This window comes from Ktedonobacter sp. SOSP1-85, from assembly GCF_016587415.1.
GTDB lineage: Bacteria > Chloroflexota > Ktedonobacteria > Ktedonobacterales > Ktedonobacteraceae > Ktedonobacter.
Genome location: NZ_BNJI01000001.1, coordinates 5328246 through 5344461 on the forward strand (window position 1 = coordinate 5328246; position 16216 = coordinate 5344461).

The following is a 16216-nucleotide window of genomic DNA, read 5'->3' on the forward strand; positions in this document are numbered from 1 at the left end:
TCGTTGTATGTCTGATTCCTTCGTATCTCCTCTTGTAGAGGATCTGGTCACGTTTCGCCAACTCGGCCATCTGGCAGTCGATATGGCCGCCGATTACCTCGAAACTCTCCGAGATCGCCCGGTATTCGTCCCTATGACTCCTGATGAGCGACAGGAGTTACTGACCCAGGACTTGTCCGAAGAGGGAATACCGCCAGAAGAACTGTTGACCATTATTCGCGATCGTCTTTTTACCCATCCCATGGGCAATGGGCATCCTCGCTTTTTCGGCTGGGTCAATTCGCCTCCTGCCCTGCCTGGCATTATCGCCGAATTCTTGGCGGCGGCCCTCAATCCCAGCTGCGCAGGGGGAGATCATGCCGCCACTTATCTGGAATATAGTGTCATCCGCTGGCTGATGGAATTGATCGGCTTTCCTCAAGAGAAAAGTATGGGGCTTTTCGTGAGCGGGGCCTCGATGGCAACGTTGACCTGCCTGGCAGCAGCGCGCTTCTGGGCGGCGAAAGAAACGGGATGGAACGTGCGAGAACGAGGGCTGCAAGCACAGAATCCAGATTTGGTCCTCTATCTCTCGGAAGAAGGGCACGGATGCATTCGCAAAGCAGCTGAGATGCTTGGCCTCGGTAGCAACGCCTTGCACCTGATTCCAACCGATTCAACCTTTCGGATGGATGTGACTGCACTTCGAGCAGCCATTCAAGCTGACCGAGCTGCGGGACGACAGCCTTTTTGTGTGGCGGCAAGTGCAGGAACGGTCAATACCGGGGCAATCGATCCTTTGTCTCTCCTGGCAGATATGTGTGCAGAAGAGTCACTCTGGTTGCATGTGGATGGGGCCTATGGTGCGGTAGGCAAAGTGGACCCGCAGGTTGCGCCTCTGTTTGAGGGAATTGAGCGTGCACAGTCGGTCGCCATCGATCCTCACAAATGGCTCTCTGTCCCCGTCGAATGTGGCTGTGCCCTGGTTTCAGATAAACACCTGCTTCGTGAAACCTTTAGCCTTGTTCCTCCCTATCTGCAGCTTGAAGAAGGCAAAGGTTTTGCGAATCTCCCCTGGTTCTCCGAGTATGGTTTCCAGCAAACCCGCGGTTTTCGCGCACTGAAGGTATGGATGGTCTTACAAACCACGGGACGTCAGGGGCTGGTACAGCGTATCCAGCATCATAATGCCCTTGCGCAGCAGCTGGCATCGCTGATTGATGCAGCTCCTGACTTTGAACGTGTTGCTCCAGTGACGCTGTCTATCGTCTGTTTCTGCTACCTGCCTCTGGAACTGCAAGGAGATGAGGCGGGTATTGAGCAGATGAACCGTGCTCTGGTTCCCTTGCTCCAATTGACAGGAGAAGCCTTTCTCACCAGTACTGTCCTTCACGGCCAGTTTGCGTTACGTGCTTGCATCCTTCACGATGCTACAACTCCGGATGATCTCAGGATCTTATTGGAGAGCGTGCGGCACGCAGCAGCGCTTTCCCGAAAGCAGGAGCAATGACCATGGAGAAACACTACAGTGCCTACTTTTTTGACCTGGGCGGCACATTACTTGCCCTTGAGCAGGATGAGATCGCCTGCTCTGAGACGGGGAAGGTCACGCTATTGCCAGGTGTGAGAGATCATCTTTTGCCTCTACGCGGAACACCTGTGTTTGTTATTACCAATCAAGCAGCTGTGGCTTTGGGGCAACTCTCTGAAGCGACAGCGCGAGGCTTTATTGACCAGATCAATGCTGCGGTTGGACAGGTGATTACTGACTATCGCATCTGTATGCACCATCCGCTCGCTGGCTGCCCTTGCCGTAAGCCACAACCTGGAATGGTTTTCGACCTGGCGCGAACGCATGCGATCAATCTGGCACAGGCCGTGTTGATTGGAGATACTGCAAACGATGAGCAATGTGCTCAACTCGCTGGTATAGGGACATTTTTATGGGCACATGATTTTTTCCCATCCTGTTAGGTTGATACCCCAACATATGCTATTTTTTCATCCTCTTCATACTAATGAAGGACGACAGAGCGAGCAGAAAGCTTTCCCCCGATTCTCCTTTCTTCCGCACCGGCGAAGGAAACGAGAATCGGCAAGCAATCAGAACCTCCTCTGTTTCAAGATGATTGCGTGGACACAACACAGACGTGTGTTCCACGTCGTACATACGAGTATGTATTTGGAAAAAACAGGAAAATAGGAGAACATTGATATGTCACAACAACCAGTGAATTCCGCTCAGGTCGAGAAGTGCCTCAAGGGAATGGATTATCCGGCCGACAAACAAGAAGTGATCAACTATGCCAAGCAACATGGAGCCGATGCGCAAGTTGAACAAATGCTGAATCGCTTACCCAATGAGACATTCAATAAGCCGACGGATGTCAGCAAGGCGATTGGCGATATGGATCGTGGTCAGAGATAAGCACGTGTAAGACGCACATGGAAGAGACACGACTGGGAAAGCATAAGCTATCATATGCTTTCCCAGTCGTTTTTTTAACTCCATTCTTATTGTTGCTCCGCTTTGTTGTAGAGTCCGAAATACGAAGATGGAGGTGATTGAATCCTTGACAAGAGAAATTTGTTGATTATAATTAATAGTCAGAGTGTCTTTTTATTAATTGAGGAGAGGCAATGGCACGAATCGTTAGACCAGAACAATACGCAGCCAAACGTGCACAGATCCTCAATACGGCCCAGCGACTGATGTTGAGCAAGGGGTATGAGTGCATGTCGATCCAGGACATCCTGGAGGAAGTGCGAATCTCAAGAGGGGCCTTCCATCATTATTTCGCCTCGCGCGAAGCCTTGTTAGAAGCCTTCATCAAGCAGATCAAGGAAGAGTCGGGGAAGCCGCTTCGACAGCTCATTGATGACCCTAAGCTGAGCGCCCGCGAAAAATTCCAGGGCTTCTTTGATACGCTGGACCGCTTGAGAATGGAGCGCAAGGCGGAAGTGGTCAGGATTGGGCGTGTCTGGTATTCCGATAGCAATGCCGTTGTGCGACTCAGAGTGACTGAGGCGATTGCCAGACAGCGAGCGCAACTGCTCAACGAGATCGTCCGGCAAGGCATTCAGGAAGGCAGCTTTGTCGTCGCTTATCCTGACAACGCAGGGGAAGTCATTGTGACCCTGCTACAAGGGATGGGAGACAGGCATGCTGAATTACTGTTCGCCTTAGACCGGACACGCGACAATGATCAACGCCTCATTGAAGAGATAGTTACTACCCATGCCGTCTACATGGATGCTATCGAGCGAGTATTAGGTGTGCCACCGCACACCTTCTACCGAACCAATGCCGAAGGGGTGCAACTCTGGGTTGAAGCGATACGAGAGAATAATCAGCAGGAAGATCCAGGGCAAGCTCCCTAATGGGGTTACAACACCGTCCTCCACGTCCAATTGGCAAGCGAATGAGCCAAGAGAACGCGCGACGAGAAAAGAGAGAAGCGATCATGAAAACTGGTCTTCAAGCAGTCGGTACTGGACTTATTGGACTTGTAGTGTTTGGGTTGGTGTTGTTTTTGCCAGCGTGGACGTTCAATTACTGGCAGGCATGGGTTTTTATTGCCGTCTTTACCCTCTCGACGAGTGTCCCTAGCATCTACTTGAGTCTGAAGAACCCGGCAGCCCTTGAGCGGCGTATGCATGCCGGGCCAATGGCGGAAACCAGAACAGTGCAGAAAATTATCATCTCTGTTGCACTCCTGTCGCTGCCAGCGGTGATGATATTCAGCGCCTTCGACCATCGTTTTGGCTGGTCGCCAGTTCCAACGGCTGTCTCAGTGATTGGGGATGCTCTGGTCGCGATTGGACTTGGTATCGCCATGCTTGTGGTCATACAGAATAGTTATGCAGCCGCCAACATCACGGTAGAGGCGGGCCAGAAAGTCATCTCCACTGGTCTCTATGGGCTCGTGCGGCACCCGATGTATGTGGGAACGCTGATCATGATGGTAGGTATCCCCCTTGCGCTCGACTCCTGGTGGGGGCTTGTCATCCTCATCCCTGGCGTGATTGGGCTCGCCTTCCGCATCCTCGACGAAGAAAAGATGCTCAAGCAAGAGTTAGACGGATATAGCGAGTACACACAGAAGGTACACTATCGGTTGGTGCCATACGTGTGGTAAAGGCGGAATTGCAGGAATAAAGGCTGGAGAAGCGTTTATCGCCCCATTGATGATGTTAGGGGAAAACGCTTCTTTCATTGCTATTTATGCTTTTTTCCAACGAACCTTGTACTGATGAGATGTTCCCGCTGATTGTTGCTCAATGGCCGTTTCAATGTGTGTGGTGGGTAGATCTTCCGCTGTCGTCAAAATGACGGTAGCTTCGTTGTCCTGTGTACGTGTGAGTTCGACCTGTTGGGTACCAGGAAGCGCCAGAAGTGCCTGACGAATCCGGGCGTCGCATTTCTCGCACGTGACATCTTCGACCTGAAAATGATACTGGTGCGACATGAAGGGTTCCTTTCTTTACCGCTAGCTTACTTCATGTTTTTCCTTCGCTCCCTTCAAGAACATGGAGGAGGAATGGTTACCGTTTTCGAAGAACGCACGACATATATCTATTTCCACCTCTAGTGTACTCAAAAGAGAACTGCTTTGTCTACTCGTAGAGCGCTCTATTGATGCTGACATGAAATTAATAACTATCTGACAAACCTATTCCGCATCGACTTGCCAGATGATCACTGAGTGATCAGCGGAGGCAGAGGCCAGGAAACGACCATCAGGTGACCAGGAAAGGTCGAAGATATCGCTACTGTGTCCATTGTTTTTGCCAAAGGATAGGTCGGGCAACTTAAAACCGTTGCTGGTCTTGCGAGAGCGCGAGTTCGCGAGATCCCAGATATAGATCTGGTTACTACCAAGGTAACAGCCAGCCACATAGCGGCCATTGGAGGACCAGGCGAGTTTGCTAACCTGGAGTAACCCTTTGAGTACGGGGTCGGCGACGGTCAAAAGCGTAACAATTTTGTGTTGCTGAAGGTCAAAGATAGCCGCGACATCGAAGGCGTCGACGAGGATCTGATGGGGCAGAGCCAGAGAGGTTGCCAGGCTGCGCATATTGAGTGTCTGGTGAGTCTGTGCCCATACCTTGAGCTCAGCAGAGCGGTCGGGAAGAGGGAATACCTGTTGTTTCCCCGTCTGGGGATCCCAGGCGAGCAGGTGAAACTTGTTGTCCAAACCAAGGAGGAGAGATCCGTCGAGAGACCAGCGAATAACAGAGATTTCATAGTAATCTTTGGTACTCGTAACACTATTATTAAAGAGCTTGATAATTCCCCGGCCTTTATTTGGGCCGGGAGCATTCCAGAAAACGACCTGGTTCTGGTCGGTCGCGGTAGCGATAGATTTACCATCAGGAGACCAGGCAGGCGAGGAAACCTCGTCGATCGTATCATAGTTTCCGCTACGATCACTATTGAGAGCGATACGAGCCTGGGGTGTGAAGACATCAATAGTCGCAACCGTCCTACTAAAAATATACGTCACAGATGCACCCCTCTCATGAGGGGCGGTTACCAGAAAGCGGCCATCAGGGGACCAGCCCAGGTCATGGCGATAGTTTTCCGCGAATAGTTTCCATTGAGCAGCAGGCTGTGTAACTGATCGTGTTGTTTTTGTCGGTGTTTGTAAGATAGAGGTTGGGTCCCAGACCATGATCCGGGTATCGAGACCGCCAGATGCGAGAAAACGCCCCTGAGGGTTCCAGCACACATTATTCACACCATCGGCATGCCCGGTAAACTTAAGGCGAGGAATACCTGGAATCAGGCGTTGTGGCCCACGGCGCGGTGTTGCTTCTGGTTGATAGGCGTTGGCGAGGGCGTAGCCTCCGCCAGCCAGGAGTATGGTAGCGGCAGCTCCTCCAAGCAGAAGCGAGCGGCGTGAGAGAGGCCGATGCGCGCCAGCAGTTGTAGCTAACTGTTCTTGTGCCGCCTGATCTCCAACGCTGTTTGCGTTCTGGGAGCGTGACCGATCACGGGGGGAGACTTCGCCCGCCTGTGATGTCTCCTGAGGAGGAGAAGAGCGACGTGCAGAGTGTAGCTCGTCCATGGGTTTGATCAAGGTCGAAGCTGGATCGTTTTCAACGCGTGGAACGAGATGCGGCGGGTGATGCAAGCGCTCTAATTCATCAACAAAGGCCACACACGAGGCTGGGCGCTGATCGGGATCTTTTGCCAGGCCACGTAAGAGGACGTGCTCAATGTCCTGAGAAAGCTCAGGATTGAACTGGCGTGGTGAGGGCGGCACGTCCTGAATGTGTTTGAGCGCGACGGCGAAAGGACTATCGCCATCAAAAGGGACATGACCTGTGAGGAGTTTGTAGGCTACGACTGCCAGGCTATAGCGGTCACTGGCGGGGAGTGCTTTGCCGAGGCTCTGCTCAGGAGCCATATAGAGAGGTGTGCCCGCACCAGCTTTTGTCTGGCTGCGAAATGCCTGAGTCGTGAGTAGCGTCGCGATGCCGAAGTCAGAGATGAAGAGCCAGTGATCTTGCAGCAACATATTGGCGAGCTTGATATCACGATGCAATATCCGTTTGCTATGCGCGAAATCAATGGCCTCAGCAGCCTGGCGCAAGTAGCGTAGCGCAATGGAGCGTGGTAACGGTTGCTCCTGCTCGCGCAAGAGACTCTCAAGTGATCCACCAGAAATAAGGGGCATGATGAGATACGTTATCACGTCTTCGGCAAGCTCAAACTCGCCGAAATCATGGACGGAAAGGATATGCGGGTGTTCGAGCGAGGCAACCAGGCGTGCTTCACGATTGAAGGCTTGAAAGTATGTCTGTTGTGAGCGAAAAACTGGCGAAAGCAGTTTCACCGCTACCTGGCGTTGGAGATCGGTATCTTCTGCCAGCCAGACTTCACCCATCCCGCCGCGTCCCAACAACCTTTGTAAGCGGTAGCGTCCCAGCATCTGATCTTGCCATTGGGTGTGTTGCGCTAACATAGGGCTATCCTCGCACTTTCCAGATCAAAATAGAGGCGTTGTCATCTCCATAGCTTGCTGCCAACCATTTGCCATCAGGCGACCAGGAGAGTGCCTCAACGCTTCGCGTGCCAGTGGTTGTACTGGTAAGCGGGCCATGTATGGGAGGAGCTTTATCTCGAAGATTCCAGAGGAAAATTTCCCCGCCGGTGGTGCCTGCGGCTACCGCGGGAGCAAGTGATGCGGGATTGCAGGCGATACAATTAATACGCGGCGCGCTAATGGAAGAATCCAGCGGTATATTCGCGTCGTCGGTTGGCTTTCTCAAGCTAGAGGGAATTTGAAGGTTTAGCGCCTCATCCTGAGAAGAGAAGTAGCTGATGTTGCCAGTATCAGAGTCCGTGAGCATTACAAGTGTTTTACTATCCGCGGCCCAGGCAACGTCATAATTTGATGAAGGCAAGGGCAGGGTGCTGCGCGGCTGCCAGCTTGTGGTGGCAGATGATATCTGGAAGGAACCAATAACAATGTTGTCATCACGCTGGAATGCCGCCTGTGTCCCATCAGGGGAGAGAGACAGCGTGTCGGATTTGAAGGCTAAATTTTTGCCCGCATTGGGGTCAATGACATGCAGATTTTGTAGCTGCGCGTCCAGCGTACACATCTCAGTACGGCTCGGCGTTTTCTTTGAGACATCTTCTGGAATGAATCTGAGTATCACCAGGGAATTGTTGGGGAGCCAGCAGAGGCTGAGGTAGCGTTCTAACATTATGGGAGGAGTGAGAGGCGCCAGTTGTGGTGAGAAGATACCCAGCTGCGCCTTGTTATTGTTGAGGTAGTTCGCCACGGCCACGCGTTGCCCATCTCGTGACCACGCCACGAGAGACCCATCAAACTCATATTGCAGGTGCTTCCCACTATATAATGGGGACGTATCAGAACGATCTGGTTTCCGTAGGAGACTGGCAATATCCCAGCGCAGTACCAGCGTATCGTCACCGGCGGTAATAAGTGTTTTACTATCAGGGGACCAGGCCATTTGAGTGGGCGCAGCATTATGCCCGGTCAGCACAAGCGCCAGATCGCGTGACTCTGAGGGAGCAGGACGAGCGGAGAGGGGAGGCTGGGACGGGAGTATGGGAGAAGAGGTAGAGGTATGTTGTAGCCAGCCCCAGGTTCCCAATGCTCCACCAGTTACAAAGGCAACCGTGACCGCGCTACTGAGCAGGAATTGACGACGGTCAGGTCGTGTAACCTTCTGGTGTGTTATGTCATGAATGGATTCGTCCTCAAACGCGAGCGTCGGTAGATCACGCTGCGTACGCAAAGCGACATACTGGTGCGCAGTGTGCCCATAGGCTTGCTCTAACTGTTCCACCAGCTCCCCTGCCAGGGCGGGGCGTTGTTGGGGCTCTTTTGCCAGGCCTTGAAGCAGGATCCGCTCGAAGGTAGCCGAGAGAGCGGCGTTGAATTGACGAGGCGAGGGCGGCTTCTCTAATGCATGCAGCATTATTGTCGAGAGCGCGGTCTCACCCTCAAAGGGAAGATGACCTGTAAAGAGTTGATAGGCAATAATCGCGAGGCTATAGATATCGCTCGTCGTCGTGGCCCGGCCCTGAGCCTGTTCGGGGGCCATATATTCTGGTGTTCCCAGGTCACTTTCGCCCCTGGCATCTTGTTCAGGAGATGTCAAGAGGCGTGCAATGCCGAAATCCGCAAGCAAGAGCCAGCGCCCATCGCGTATTAGCATATTCGCAGGCTTAATATCGCGGTGGATGATATGGTGCTGGTGGGCATGATCGATGGCCTCAGCAGCTTGCTTGAGGAGCGTAAATGCCTTATCCGCTGGAAGTGGTTGGTTAGATGTGAGGTGACCTTGCAGCGATCCGTCCTCAATAAACGGGAACACTATATAGGGGAGCGTTTCTCCTGAAGGAAGGAGGTGTTTCCCATAGTCATGGATTTGAAGTATGTGGGGATGAGCAAGGGCCGCGACCGCTCTTGCTACTCGCTCGAAGCGCCGTGCAAAGGCGCGATCCTGTTGTGGGTAAATAGGTAGTGTTTTCACTGCTACCTGGCGCTCAAGACGTGGGTCTCGGCAGAGCCAGACATCGCCTGTATTGCCGCGTCCGATGCGGCGCAGTATCTGGTAGCGTCCCAATGAGTTCACATTGAGGCGTTGAAGTGTTGTAGAGGTATGTATCATTGTCTACTCTCCATCTACCTGCCAGATCAGGACTATGCCATCGGTTGCTGAAGATGCTATATAACGCCCATCAGGAGACCAGGCCAGGTCGACAATAACTTCTCCCTGGCTGTGCCCATTGTTTTTGCCGAAGGCCAGTTCAGGAAGGTGATGGCCGTCCGAGGAGAGGTGCGGCTGGGTATTGTGTAAGTCCCAGACGAAGATTTGATTACTGCTCAAATAGGTGCCCGCGACATAACGGCCATTGGGTGACCATGTGAGTTGCCCCAATTGCGGACAAAACTTATTGAAAGTTGAATAGGACGGTATCATGACGCTGCGGTGCGCGTCCAGGTCAGCACATCCCAGGATAGAAAGCACCTTTTTCTGAGCGGTGTCAAAGATGACGGCAATATCGACATCGCTGGCAAGGAACTGCGTCGGGCTAGTGGGCGAATTGAGGAACGTCAAGAAATACACGATACCCTTTTGCCCTGGCTTTTCAGGAAGGGTCAGTAGCGTGGCTCTTTGACCAGTCTGGACATTCCAGCTCGTAATGCTGTTTGGCTGAAAGTATTCCAGAATTTGCTGCTCGTCATGTGACCAGCAGAGGGCTGGAGGGGCATCAAAGAGATCCGACACTGTATCCTGCGTGGATTGCTCAGGATTGGTAAAGCGTTTGAAGACACCATGGGTTGTCCCTGGATGCCAGAGCGAAATATTCCCTTGCCTGGTTCCTGTTGCCAGCACCTGATTAGAAGATGACCAACTCAAGCCGCGATACAATCTATCTGCGCTGGTGCTGGGATCAGTGTAGAGCTGAAGGGAGGCGCGAGGCTGAAAGACATCGACCGTTGCCAGGACTGCATCTGAGCCTGCCCATCCTTCCAGAGGGGCAAAGAGCGCCAGAGCGTGTCCATCTGGCGACCAGGTCAGGCTATTCCGGTTGACAGTGGCTCCAATTTTCCAATTTGCCGAAGCGTGGGAGAGGTTGCTTGGCGTATGCCCCTGGGAAGAGAGTGAGGCGTCAAGGTCCCAGACCTGGACCAGGTTATCGTAGCCAGCGGTTGCCAGGTAGCGGCCGCGCGGGTGCCAGCGGACATTCCAGATAATATCGGTTAGTCCATTAAGTTTCAGGATGGGTCGACCGGGATGCAACTGTTGGGGACCAGGCACCTGCGCATATGAGCGATAGAGCGAGCTCCCTAACGCCAGGCCTGAGCCAGCCAGGAAGACGGCTGCCGAGGTAACACCCAGCATAAAGGCCCGCCTGTTCACGTGAGCGCGTTTGCGTGCCTGGTCGGGTACTTGTGTTTGTGTCGTTTCAAGAGCTTGCCCTGTTGAAAACGTGTGTAGTTGTGTGCCAGGCGTGGCAAGGTTCAACGTAGAGGCAATCCCAACGGGAAGGGTTTGATAGGGACCGCTTTCTCGTGTAGCATTGTGGGCGCGCTTATTCCAGGGCGCGACAAGCGTTGCATCGGGATCATCTGCCTTCGTGATATGAGACGGTTGGCGTATTTGTAAACTCTGCTCCAGGGCCTCAACAAAGGCTACGCAGTTCGAAGGGCGCTCCTCAGGTTGTTTTGAAAGCGCGATAAGTAGCAGTTGCACAGCCTCCTCGGGAAGTTGCGGCTGAAACTGACGAGGAGAGGGAGGTGGTTCCTGAATATGTTTGAGTAGCACAGCGAGAGCATCTTCGCCCTCAAATGGTAGTCTGCCAGTGAAGAGTTGATAGGCAATGACTGCGAGGCTGTAGAGATCGCTGGCCGTGACAGCCTTCTCCTGGATGCGTTCAGGGGCCATATATTCCGGGGTGCCGACCGCCACACTGGTACGGCTGTGATAGGTCGAGGTCGAGAGTAAGCGCGCAATGCCAAAATCGGAGAGATAGAGCTGGTCATCCTGGAGTAGCATATTGGAGGGTGTCACGTCACGATGTAGCACCTGTCGACTGTGCGCGTAGTCAATGGCCTCAGCAGCCTGGCGCAGATAGCGCAAACTCACCCTGGTAGGAAGAAGCTCCCCCAGGCTCTCCATACGATTGCGCAGCGCGCCCCCATTGAGAAATGGCATGACCAGGTAGGTAATAACATCATCACCCTGGTGTAGTTCCCCAAAATCATGGACAGAGAGAATATGGGGATGATCGAGTGAGGCGGCTAGACGTGCCTCGTTCTGGAAGGCGTCCAGGTATTCCTTCTCACTGTCGAGAACAGGAAGCAAGAGTTTGATGGCTACCTGGCGATGGAGTTGTGTATCTTCAGCCTGCCAGACCTCACCCATTCCCCCACGCCCAAGCAGGCTGAGCAGGAGGTAACGTCCGAGTGAGCGGCCCTGCCATTGATGTGTTTGATGTGCGAACATTATCTATCGTCCTTCTAGCTGCCAGATGAGAAGCGAGAGATCGCGGTCATCGAATGCAGCGGCCAGCCATTTACCATCAGGCGACCAGGAGAGTGTAGGTATAGGCGTTGTGCGGCCAAGTGTATCGAGCGTGCGAACAGGCGTGGCCTTGCTTTCATTCATATCCCAGAGATACAAGTCACCGGTATCTGTGCCAGTAGCCAGAGCGGGTGACATTGACGTTGGATTGCATGCTATGCAGTTGATATTCCGTGGTTTTCCCTTACCAGTCGTAGGGACTGTGAAGGCGTGTAAAGCGGGAGATTGCTCCTGCCAGTTATAAAAGAACAGCCGGGGGTCAATCTCGGAAAGCACGACGATATATTTGCCATCAGCGACCCAGCGTGCATCCTGAATAGTGTCTCCTTCATACCCAGTGTGAGGTGCTGGCAGGAGGGTGAAATGTTCCTTTATTTGCCAGTCGGGGTGATCAGAAAGCGAGAACGCCCCAACTTCGATGTTCCTTCCGTGAAGAAAGGCGTAGAGCGTTGTATTCGTTGCTGAGGGAGTGATCAATACATTGTCGCCGACAATGAGATCGTTCGCGCGCGTAAATAGTTTAGTTGGCTGGCTGGGATTACGTGTATCCACAACATAGACCGTATAGTTTCCAGGGTCAGTAGGATTCTGCTGTGTGTACCCCTCAATGTGTACGAGCGCGAGTTGAGTATTGGAGAGCCAGGTGAGCCCTGCGAGAGGATTTGTGCCATCTGCAAGGGTAATTGTTGCCCTCTCGTGAAATTTGGCGTCACAAAGCTGGACCTGGACCTTTTGCTCATTCCAGACGGTATTGGCAATCGCCAATGTTTTGCCATCGGGTGACCAGGAGGGATAGAGTTGCCCGCCGTAATAAGGCAGGGATTGAGCCGCGTAGAGCGGAGCACCCGGTGCTTGATCAGGCTGACGCAAGAGATCCTCAATATCCCAACGTAGCACATAGCCATCCACGCCAGCGGAAAAGAGCGATGTACTCTCGAGCGACCAGGAGAGGCTATTGATATGTCTCGTATGCCCGATCAGAACTAATGAGGGCTTATGAGGGCCCGTAGAGGGCGGGCGAGCCGAGAGGGCGGGCGGTTGTGGTAGGTCCTGGAGATGTGTTGGCTGTATATGTATGTAGCCCCAGGCCCCTAGTGCTCCACCCGCGATGAGCGCGGCGCCAGAGGCACCCGCAAAGAGGAGTTGACGACGCGAGAGTGTACGTTTGCCCGTCTCCTGAGTTGCAGCCTCTCCTGGTGGCGTCTCGCGAAATGCGAGTTCCGGATGTTCTTCTAGCGTGCCCAGGTGCCGAAATATAAAGGAGGAATCAAAGAATGCCTGCTCCAATTGTTGAACGAACTCACTCGCGAGCGCAGGGCGTTTCTGCGGATCTTTGGCCAGGCCCTGTAAGAGTACTTGCTCAAACGTGGCAGGAAGATCGTTGTTATACTGGCGCGGAGAGGGGGGAGGAAGCGTGAGATGCTGCAAGATCGTAGCGAGAGCGGTCTCTCCCTGAAAAGGGAGGTGTCTGGTGAAGAATTGAAAGGCGATCACAGCCAGGCTATAATTGTCGCTCGTGATCGTTGCCTTGCCTTGTGCCTGCTCAGGTGCCATATATTCAGGGGTGCCGAAGCCTACACTCCCTTTCGTCATCTGCACACTTGAAGTGAGTATGCGGGCAATACCGAAATCGGCCAGGAGAAGCCACTGTTCATCGCGCAGGAGCATATTATCGGGCTTAATATCGCGATGGATGATGCCCTGTTTATGCGCGTAATCAATGGCTTCGGCTGCCTGTCTCAAAAAGAGAAAGATGCCCTGAGGGGGCAGCAGGTATGGCCGGATTGCCAGGTACTTACCGAGGGATCTGCCCTGAATATACGGCATGACGATAAAAGGAAGAAGTGAGCCATCTGACAACACTTCTTTACCATAATCATGGACTTCTAAAATATGGGGATGTGTCAAGACGGCAGCTGATCTGGCCTCGTATTCAAAGCGTCTTACAAAATCCTGATCCTGCTGCCCATGAACGGGCAATGTTTTAATCGCTACCTGGCGACCTAAGCGAGGATCATCACAGAGCCAAACCTCACCCATTCCGCCGCGTCCAATGCGCCGTACGATCTTATAGCGGCCTAGAGCGGCTACTTCTGTGATCGGTAAAACATCCTGTTTTTCCATATACGCTTTCGTTTAATCCTTCATGCGAGATTTCAACTGTTATCCAGTAATATAGCAGAAATAGAGCTTGATGGATATGTGCTCCACCACTTTTTACCTGACATCTCAAAGTAGTGTGCAGATACATTGAGCTTTGCGGGGGCACGACGGTCGGAGCACGAGATCAACCTTTCTGCATGCCGCTGTCAGACGGGTAAGAGATATGCTTTTTTGGGAACCAAAAAGTAGAAGAGATCATTATATGCATAGCTCATTGGGCCGCGACAAAGTGTGCCTTTCGTTCTGCCAATCCCACACGCGCGATCAGACCTGAATGGAAGGCAAGATAGTCACTCTCGATACCATCGCTAAAAATAACGCCGTTATCGGGCATCTGCGAGGTAATCACAAGCTCCTGGCCTGGTTTGAGTTGTCCAAAGACGATATTTACCTGGGAAACCTTCGAGACAAATGGTTCACGAACTGTGTACCAGAGCGTATCAGCATCCCATGGTGCCACTGGCAACACCTGTTCATGCCCCTGGGGGTGCGCAATTGCCCATGCCCCCTGTACAATCGAGCGTAACCAACCAGTACTGCCCGCCCCGGTAGAGACAATAATGCCACTTGATATCTGTGCTTCGTGCTGTTCCCCAAGTTGGAGCAGATAGCGGGCTGAGGTGTGGCTGCGTTGACCGATAAACAGGTCATTGATGGCGTATAATATCTGACCATCGTTCAACGTCGCCTTCACCATCGAGACGTGCCGTATCTCGCTGCGTCCCCGCGCGGCCTGCTCGACAACGCTCCGCACCTGCTCGTAGTGAAAAGGAATCAGGACTCCATCGACGCGTTGAGGATCAGGGTTGAGAGCCAGGATGGGTTGTGTTGTGAGGTACTTGGCGGTATTGATGACCAGCCCGTCAGGTCCGATCGTCACGACCAGGTCGCGCTCACGAAACTGGTAGGTTGGCAGGAAGTCCCGGTCAATGAAATGTTGCTTTACTGTAGATGGGAGATGTTGGCGCGCAAAGTCAACGGCACGGTGGTACTGTGCATCGGCCTGCTCATACTCGCGAAATGCGACCTGATTCTGTTCCAGATAGAAACGTGCCTGCGCCCAGCTATTCATACGCTGCACCAACTCCTCCAGAGCCGTTTTTCTGGTTACAACAACAATGCGTTCAATAGCAGCCATAAATCCTCCCATGGTGTAGCAGTAGCCAGGAACAGATGCGCTACATGCATATGTCTGTTCCTGGTGTGGTATGTATTCAAGGCTTACTGCCCATGCAATAATTGTTCGAGAATCTCAGAGGTGATCGTCAAATTGCCAATCTTATGGGCGTTATCCGCAAAATCGTGGAAGGATAGGGCAAGCAGTTGTTTAACCTCGAGCTCCCTATAAGGGGCGAGGCGAATACGCATAGCCATAGCTTCGTACTCGGCCTCCTGACGGGTATTCTCTCCTTGCAGGTTGACGAGTTCCTTACGACGCTCTTCCAAAACCACAGAGGTTGCCAGCTCATTCTGCTTGATCTTACGTTCCTGCTCGACTGCCTCTGCTCGGCGCGAATAGATGGCCTGGTCCGCGCGACGCTGTAGTGCCTCACGCTGCTCTGCCTCCAGTGCCTTCGTCATCTCCGGCGTCGCTTTCAGTGCTGTATAGAAGAGGCTCATGCATTCAATACCCAGGGCTGCCAGTTCATTTCCTTCACGTAGACGGGCCAGGACATTCCGGGCCAGTGACTCCGAGCTGCGCAGAGCATCCTCAAGCGAGAGCTGTTGGAGCTGATTCCGCGTATGCATCTGCACAATGTTGACAATGCGCTGCTGCAACTTGACCGGGTCCTCACTCTGGTAGCGACGCGTGCGTGGTTGAACCGTAAAATTGAGGAGCTGTGCCATCGTCTCAGGCGCAACAATACGAAACGTCACCTGGCCCTGGACGGTCACGGCCTGGAAATTGTTTGTTGTCTCGTTAAAGATGAAAGGCGCATCCACTGTCGAGATTGGCACCAGAGAGATCGACGTATGGGGTGCCCAATACCAGAAAGAGAGTCCCGTGCCCCGTCTCACCACATGTCCATTCACATACGCGAGAATATACTCTGTTGGCTCTGATTTAAAGTATGAGAAGAGTGCCATGCTGATTTCCCTTTCCATGCGAGCGAGCATGAATCTGCATACCTACTGTTCTGTTACAGCTCTCTTGAAAATGAAAGATAGGGAGTGCAGAGGGGCGTCAGCCCCTCTACGTCCCTTTCCCCTACCGCCGCAGGCGGTATGAATCCTTTTCAAATGAAATTGAACAGAGTGCTACTTAGTGTGAAGTATACACTAAGTAGTGTACAGAAAAAGCCAGGGAAAGTCAAGCATTAACGAGCAAAAAAGGAACTCCATCTACTCAAGCCTGCTTCTTGATTGATTGTTTCCCGAGAATGTTCATTGATGCCATCTTGGTTTTACTCATCTTACGTGGTTTGGTACAATGGCCGTATGCTCGCTAGTAACGCTATAGGTGACAATCGTTTACTCTGATAGGAGAATACTCAGC

General features: G+C 52.7%; 12 protein-coding genes. 5 read left to right on the forward strand and 7 right to left on the reverse strand.

The window, feature by feature from the left end; all coding sequences use genetic code 11:
- The first annotated feature begins 7 nt into the window (after positions 1-7).
- From KTE_RS22195 to KTE_RS22215, 5 genes are all read left to right on the forward strand, one after another.
- Positions 8-1489 (forward strand): pyridoxal-dependent decarboxylase, encoded by a 1482-nt coding sequence (locus KTE_RS22195; protein ID WP_201384745.1) that lies wholly within the window; start codon positions 8-10, stop codon positions 1487-1489.
- Positions 1490-1491: 2 nt separating this feature from the next.
- Positions 1492-1953: an HAD-IIIA family hydrolase gene (locus KTE_RS22200; protein WP_201384747.1), complete on the forward strand. Its 462-nt coding sequence runs from the start codon at positions 1492-1494 to the stop codon at positions 1951-1953.
- 241 nt (positions 1954-2194) lie between these two features.
- Positions 2195-2407 (forward strand): DUF2795 domain-containing protein, encoded by a 213-nt coding sequence (locus KTE_RS22205; RefSeq protein WP_201384748.1) that lies wholly within the window; start codon positions 2195-2197, stop codon positions 2405-2407.
- A 212-nt stretch (positions 2408-2619) separates the two neighbouring features.
- Positions 2620-3360 carry a TetR/AcrR family transcriptional regulator gene (locus tag KTE_RS22210; protein ID WP_201384750.1) on the forward strand — a complete coding sequence of 247 codons (741 nt, stop codon included), beginning with the start codon at positions 2620-2622 and terminating at the stop codon, positions 3358-3360.
- Positions 3361-3443: 83 nt separating this feature from the next.
- Positions 3444-4118: an isoprenylcysteine carboxylmethyltransferase family protein gene (locus KTE_RS22215; RefSeq protein ID WP_201384196.1), complete on the forward strand. Its 675-nt coding sequence runs from the start codon at positions 3444-3446 to the stop codon at positions 4116-4118.
- A gap of 84 nt (positions 4119-4202) precedes the next feature.
- Here the strand turns inward: KTE_RS22215 and KTE_RS22220 are convergent, their stop codons facing one another.
- From KTE_RS22220 to KTE_RS22250, 7 genes are all read right to left on the reverse strand, one after another.
- Positions 4203-4448, reverse strand: a complete 246-nt coding sequence (locus KTE_RS22220) for a heavy-metal-associated domain-containing protein (RefSeq protein ID WP_201384752.1) — start codon at positions 4446-4448, stop codon at positions 4203-4205.
- Between the two features lie 204 nt (positions 4449-4652).
- A complete protein-coding gene (locus tag KTE_RS22225) occupies positions 4653-6950 on the reverse strand; it encodes a WD40 repeat domain-containing serine/threonine protein kinase (protein ID WP_201384754.1) in 2298 nt (765 codons plus the stop codon).
- Positions 6951-6954: 4 nt separating this feature from the next.
- Complete coding sequence (locus KTE_RS22230; RefSeq protein ID WP_201384756.1) at positions 6955-9135, reverse strand: WD40 repeat domain-containing serine/threonine protein kinase; 2181 nt, start codon at positions 9133-9135, stop codon at positions 6955-6957.
- A 3-nt stretch (positions 9136-9138) separates the two neighbouring features.
- Positions 9139-11478, reverse strand: a complete 2340-nt coding sequence (locus tag KTE_RS22235; RefSeq protein ID WP_201384758.1) for a WD40 repeat domain-containing serine/threonine protein kinase — start codon at positions 11476-11478, stop codon at positions 9139-9141.
- Between the two features lie 3 nt (positions 11479-11481).
- A complete protein-coding gene (locus tag KTE_RS22240) occupies positions 11482-13680 on the reverse strand; it encodes a WD40 repeat domain-containing serine/threonine protein kinase (protein WP_201384760.1) in 2199 nt (732 codons plus the stop codon).
- Positions 13681-13930: 250 nt separating this feature from the next.
- A complete protein-coding gene (locus KTE_RS22245; protein WP_201384762.1) occupies positions 13931-14857 on the reverse strand; it encodes an NAD(+)/NADH kinase in 927 nt (308 codons plus the stop codon).
- An 83-nt stretch (positions 14858-14940) separates the two neighbouring features.
- Positions 14941-15807 carry an SPFH domain-containing protein gene (locus KTE_RS22250; protein WP_201384186.1) on the reverse strand — a complete coding sequence of 289 codons (867 nt, stop codon included), beginning with the start codon at positions 15805-15807 and terminating at the stop codon, positions 14941-14943.
- Positions 15808-16216 lie beyond the last annotated feature (409 nt).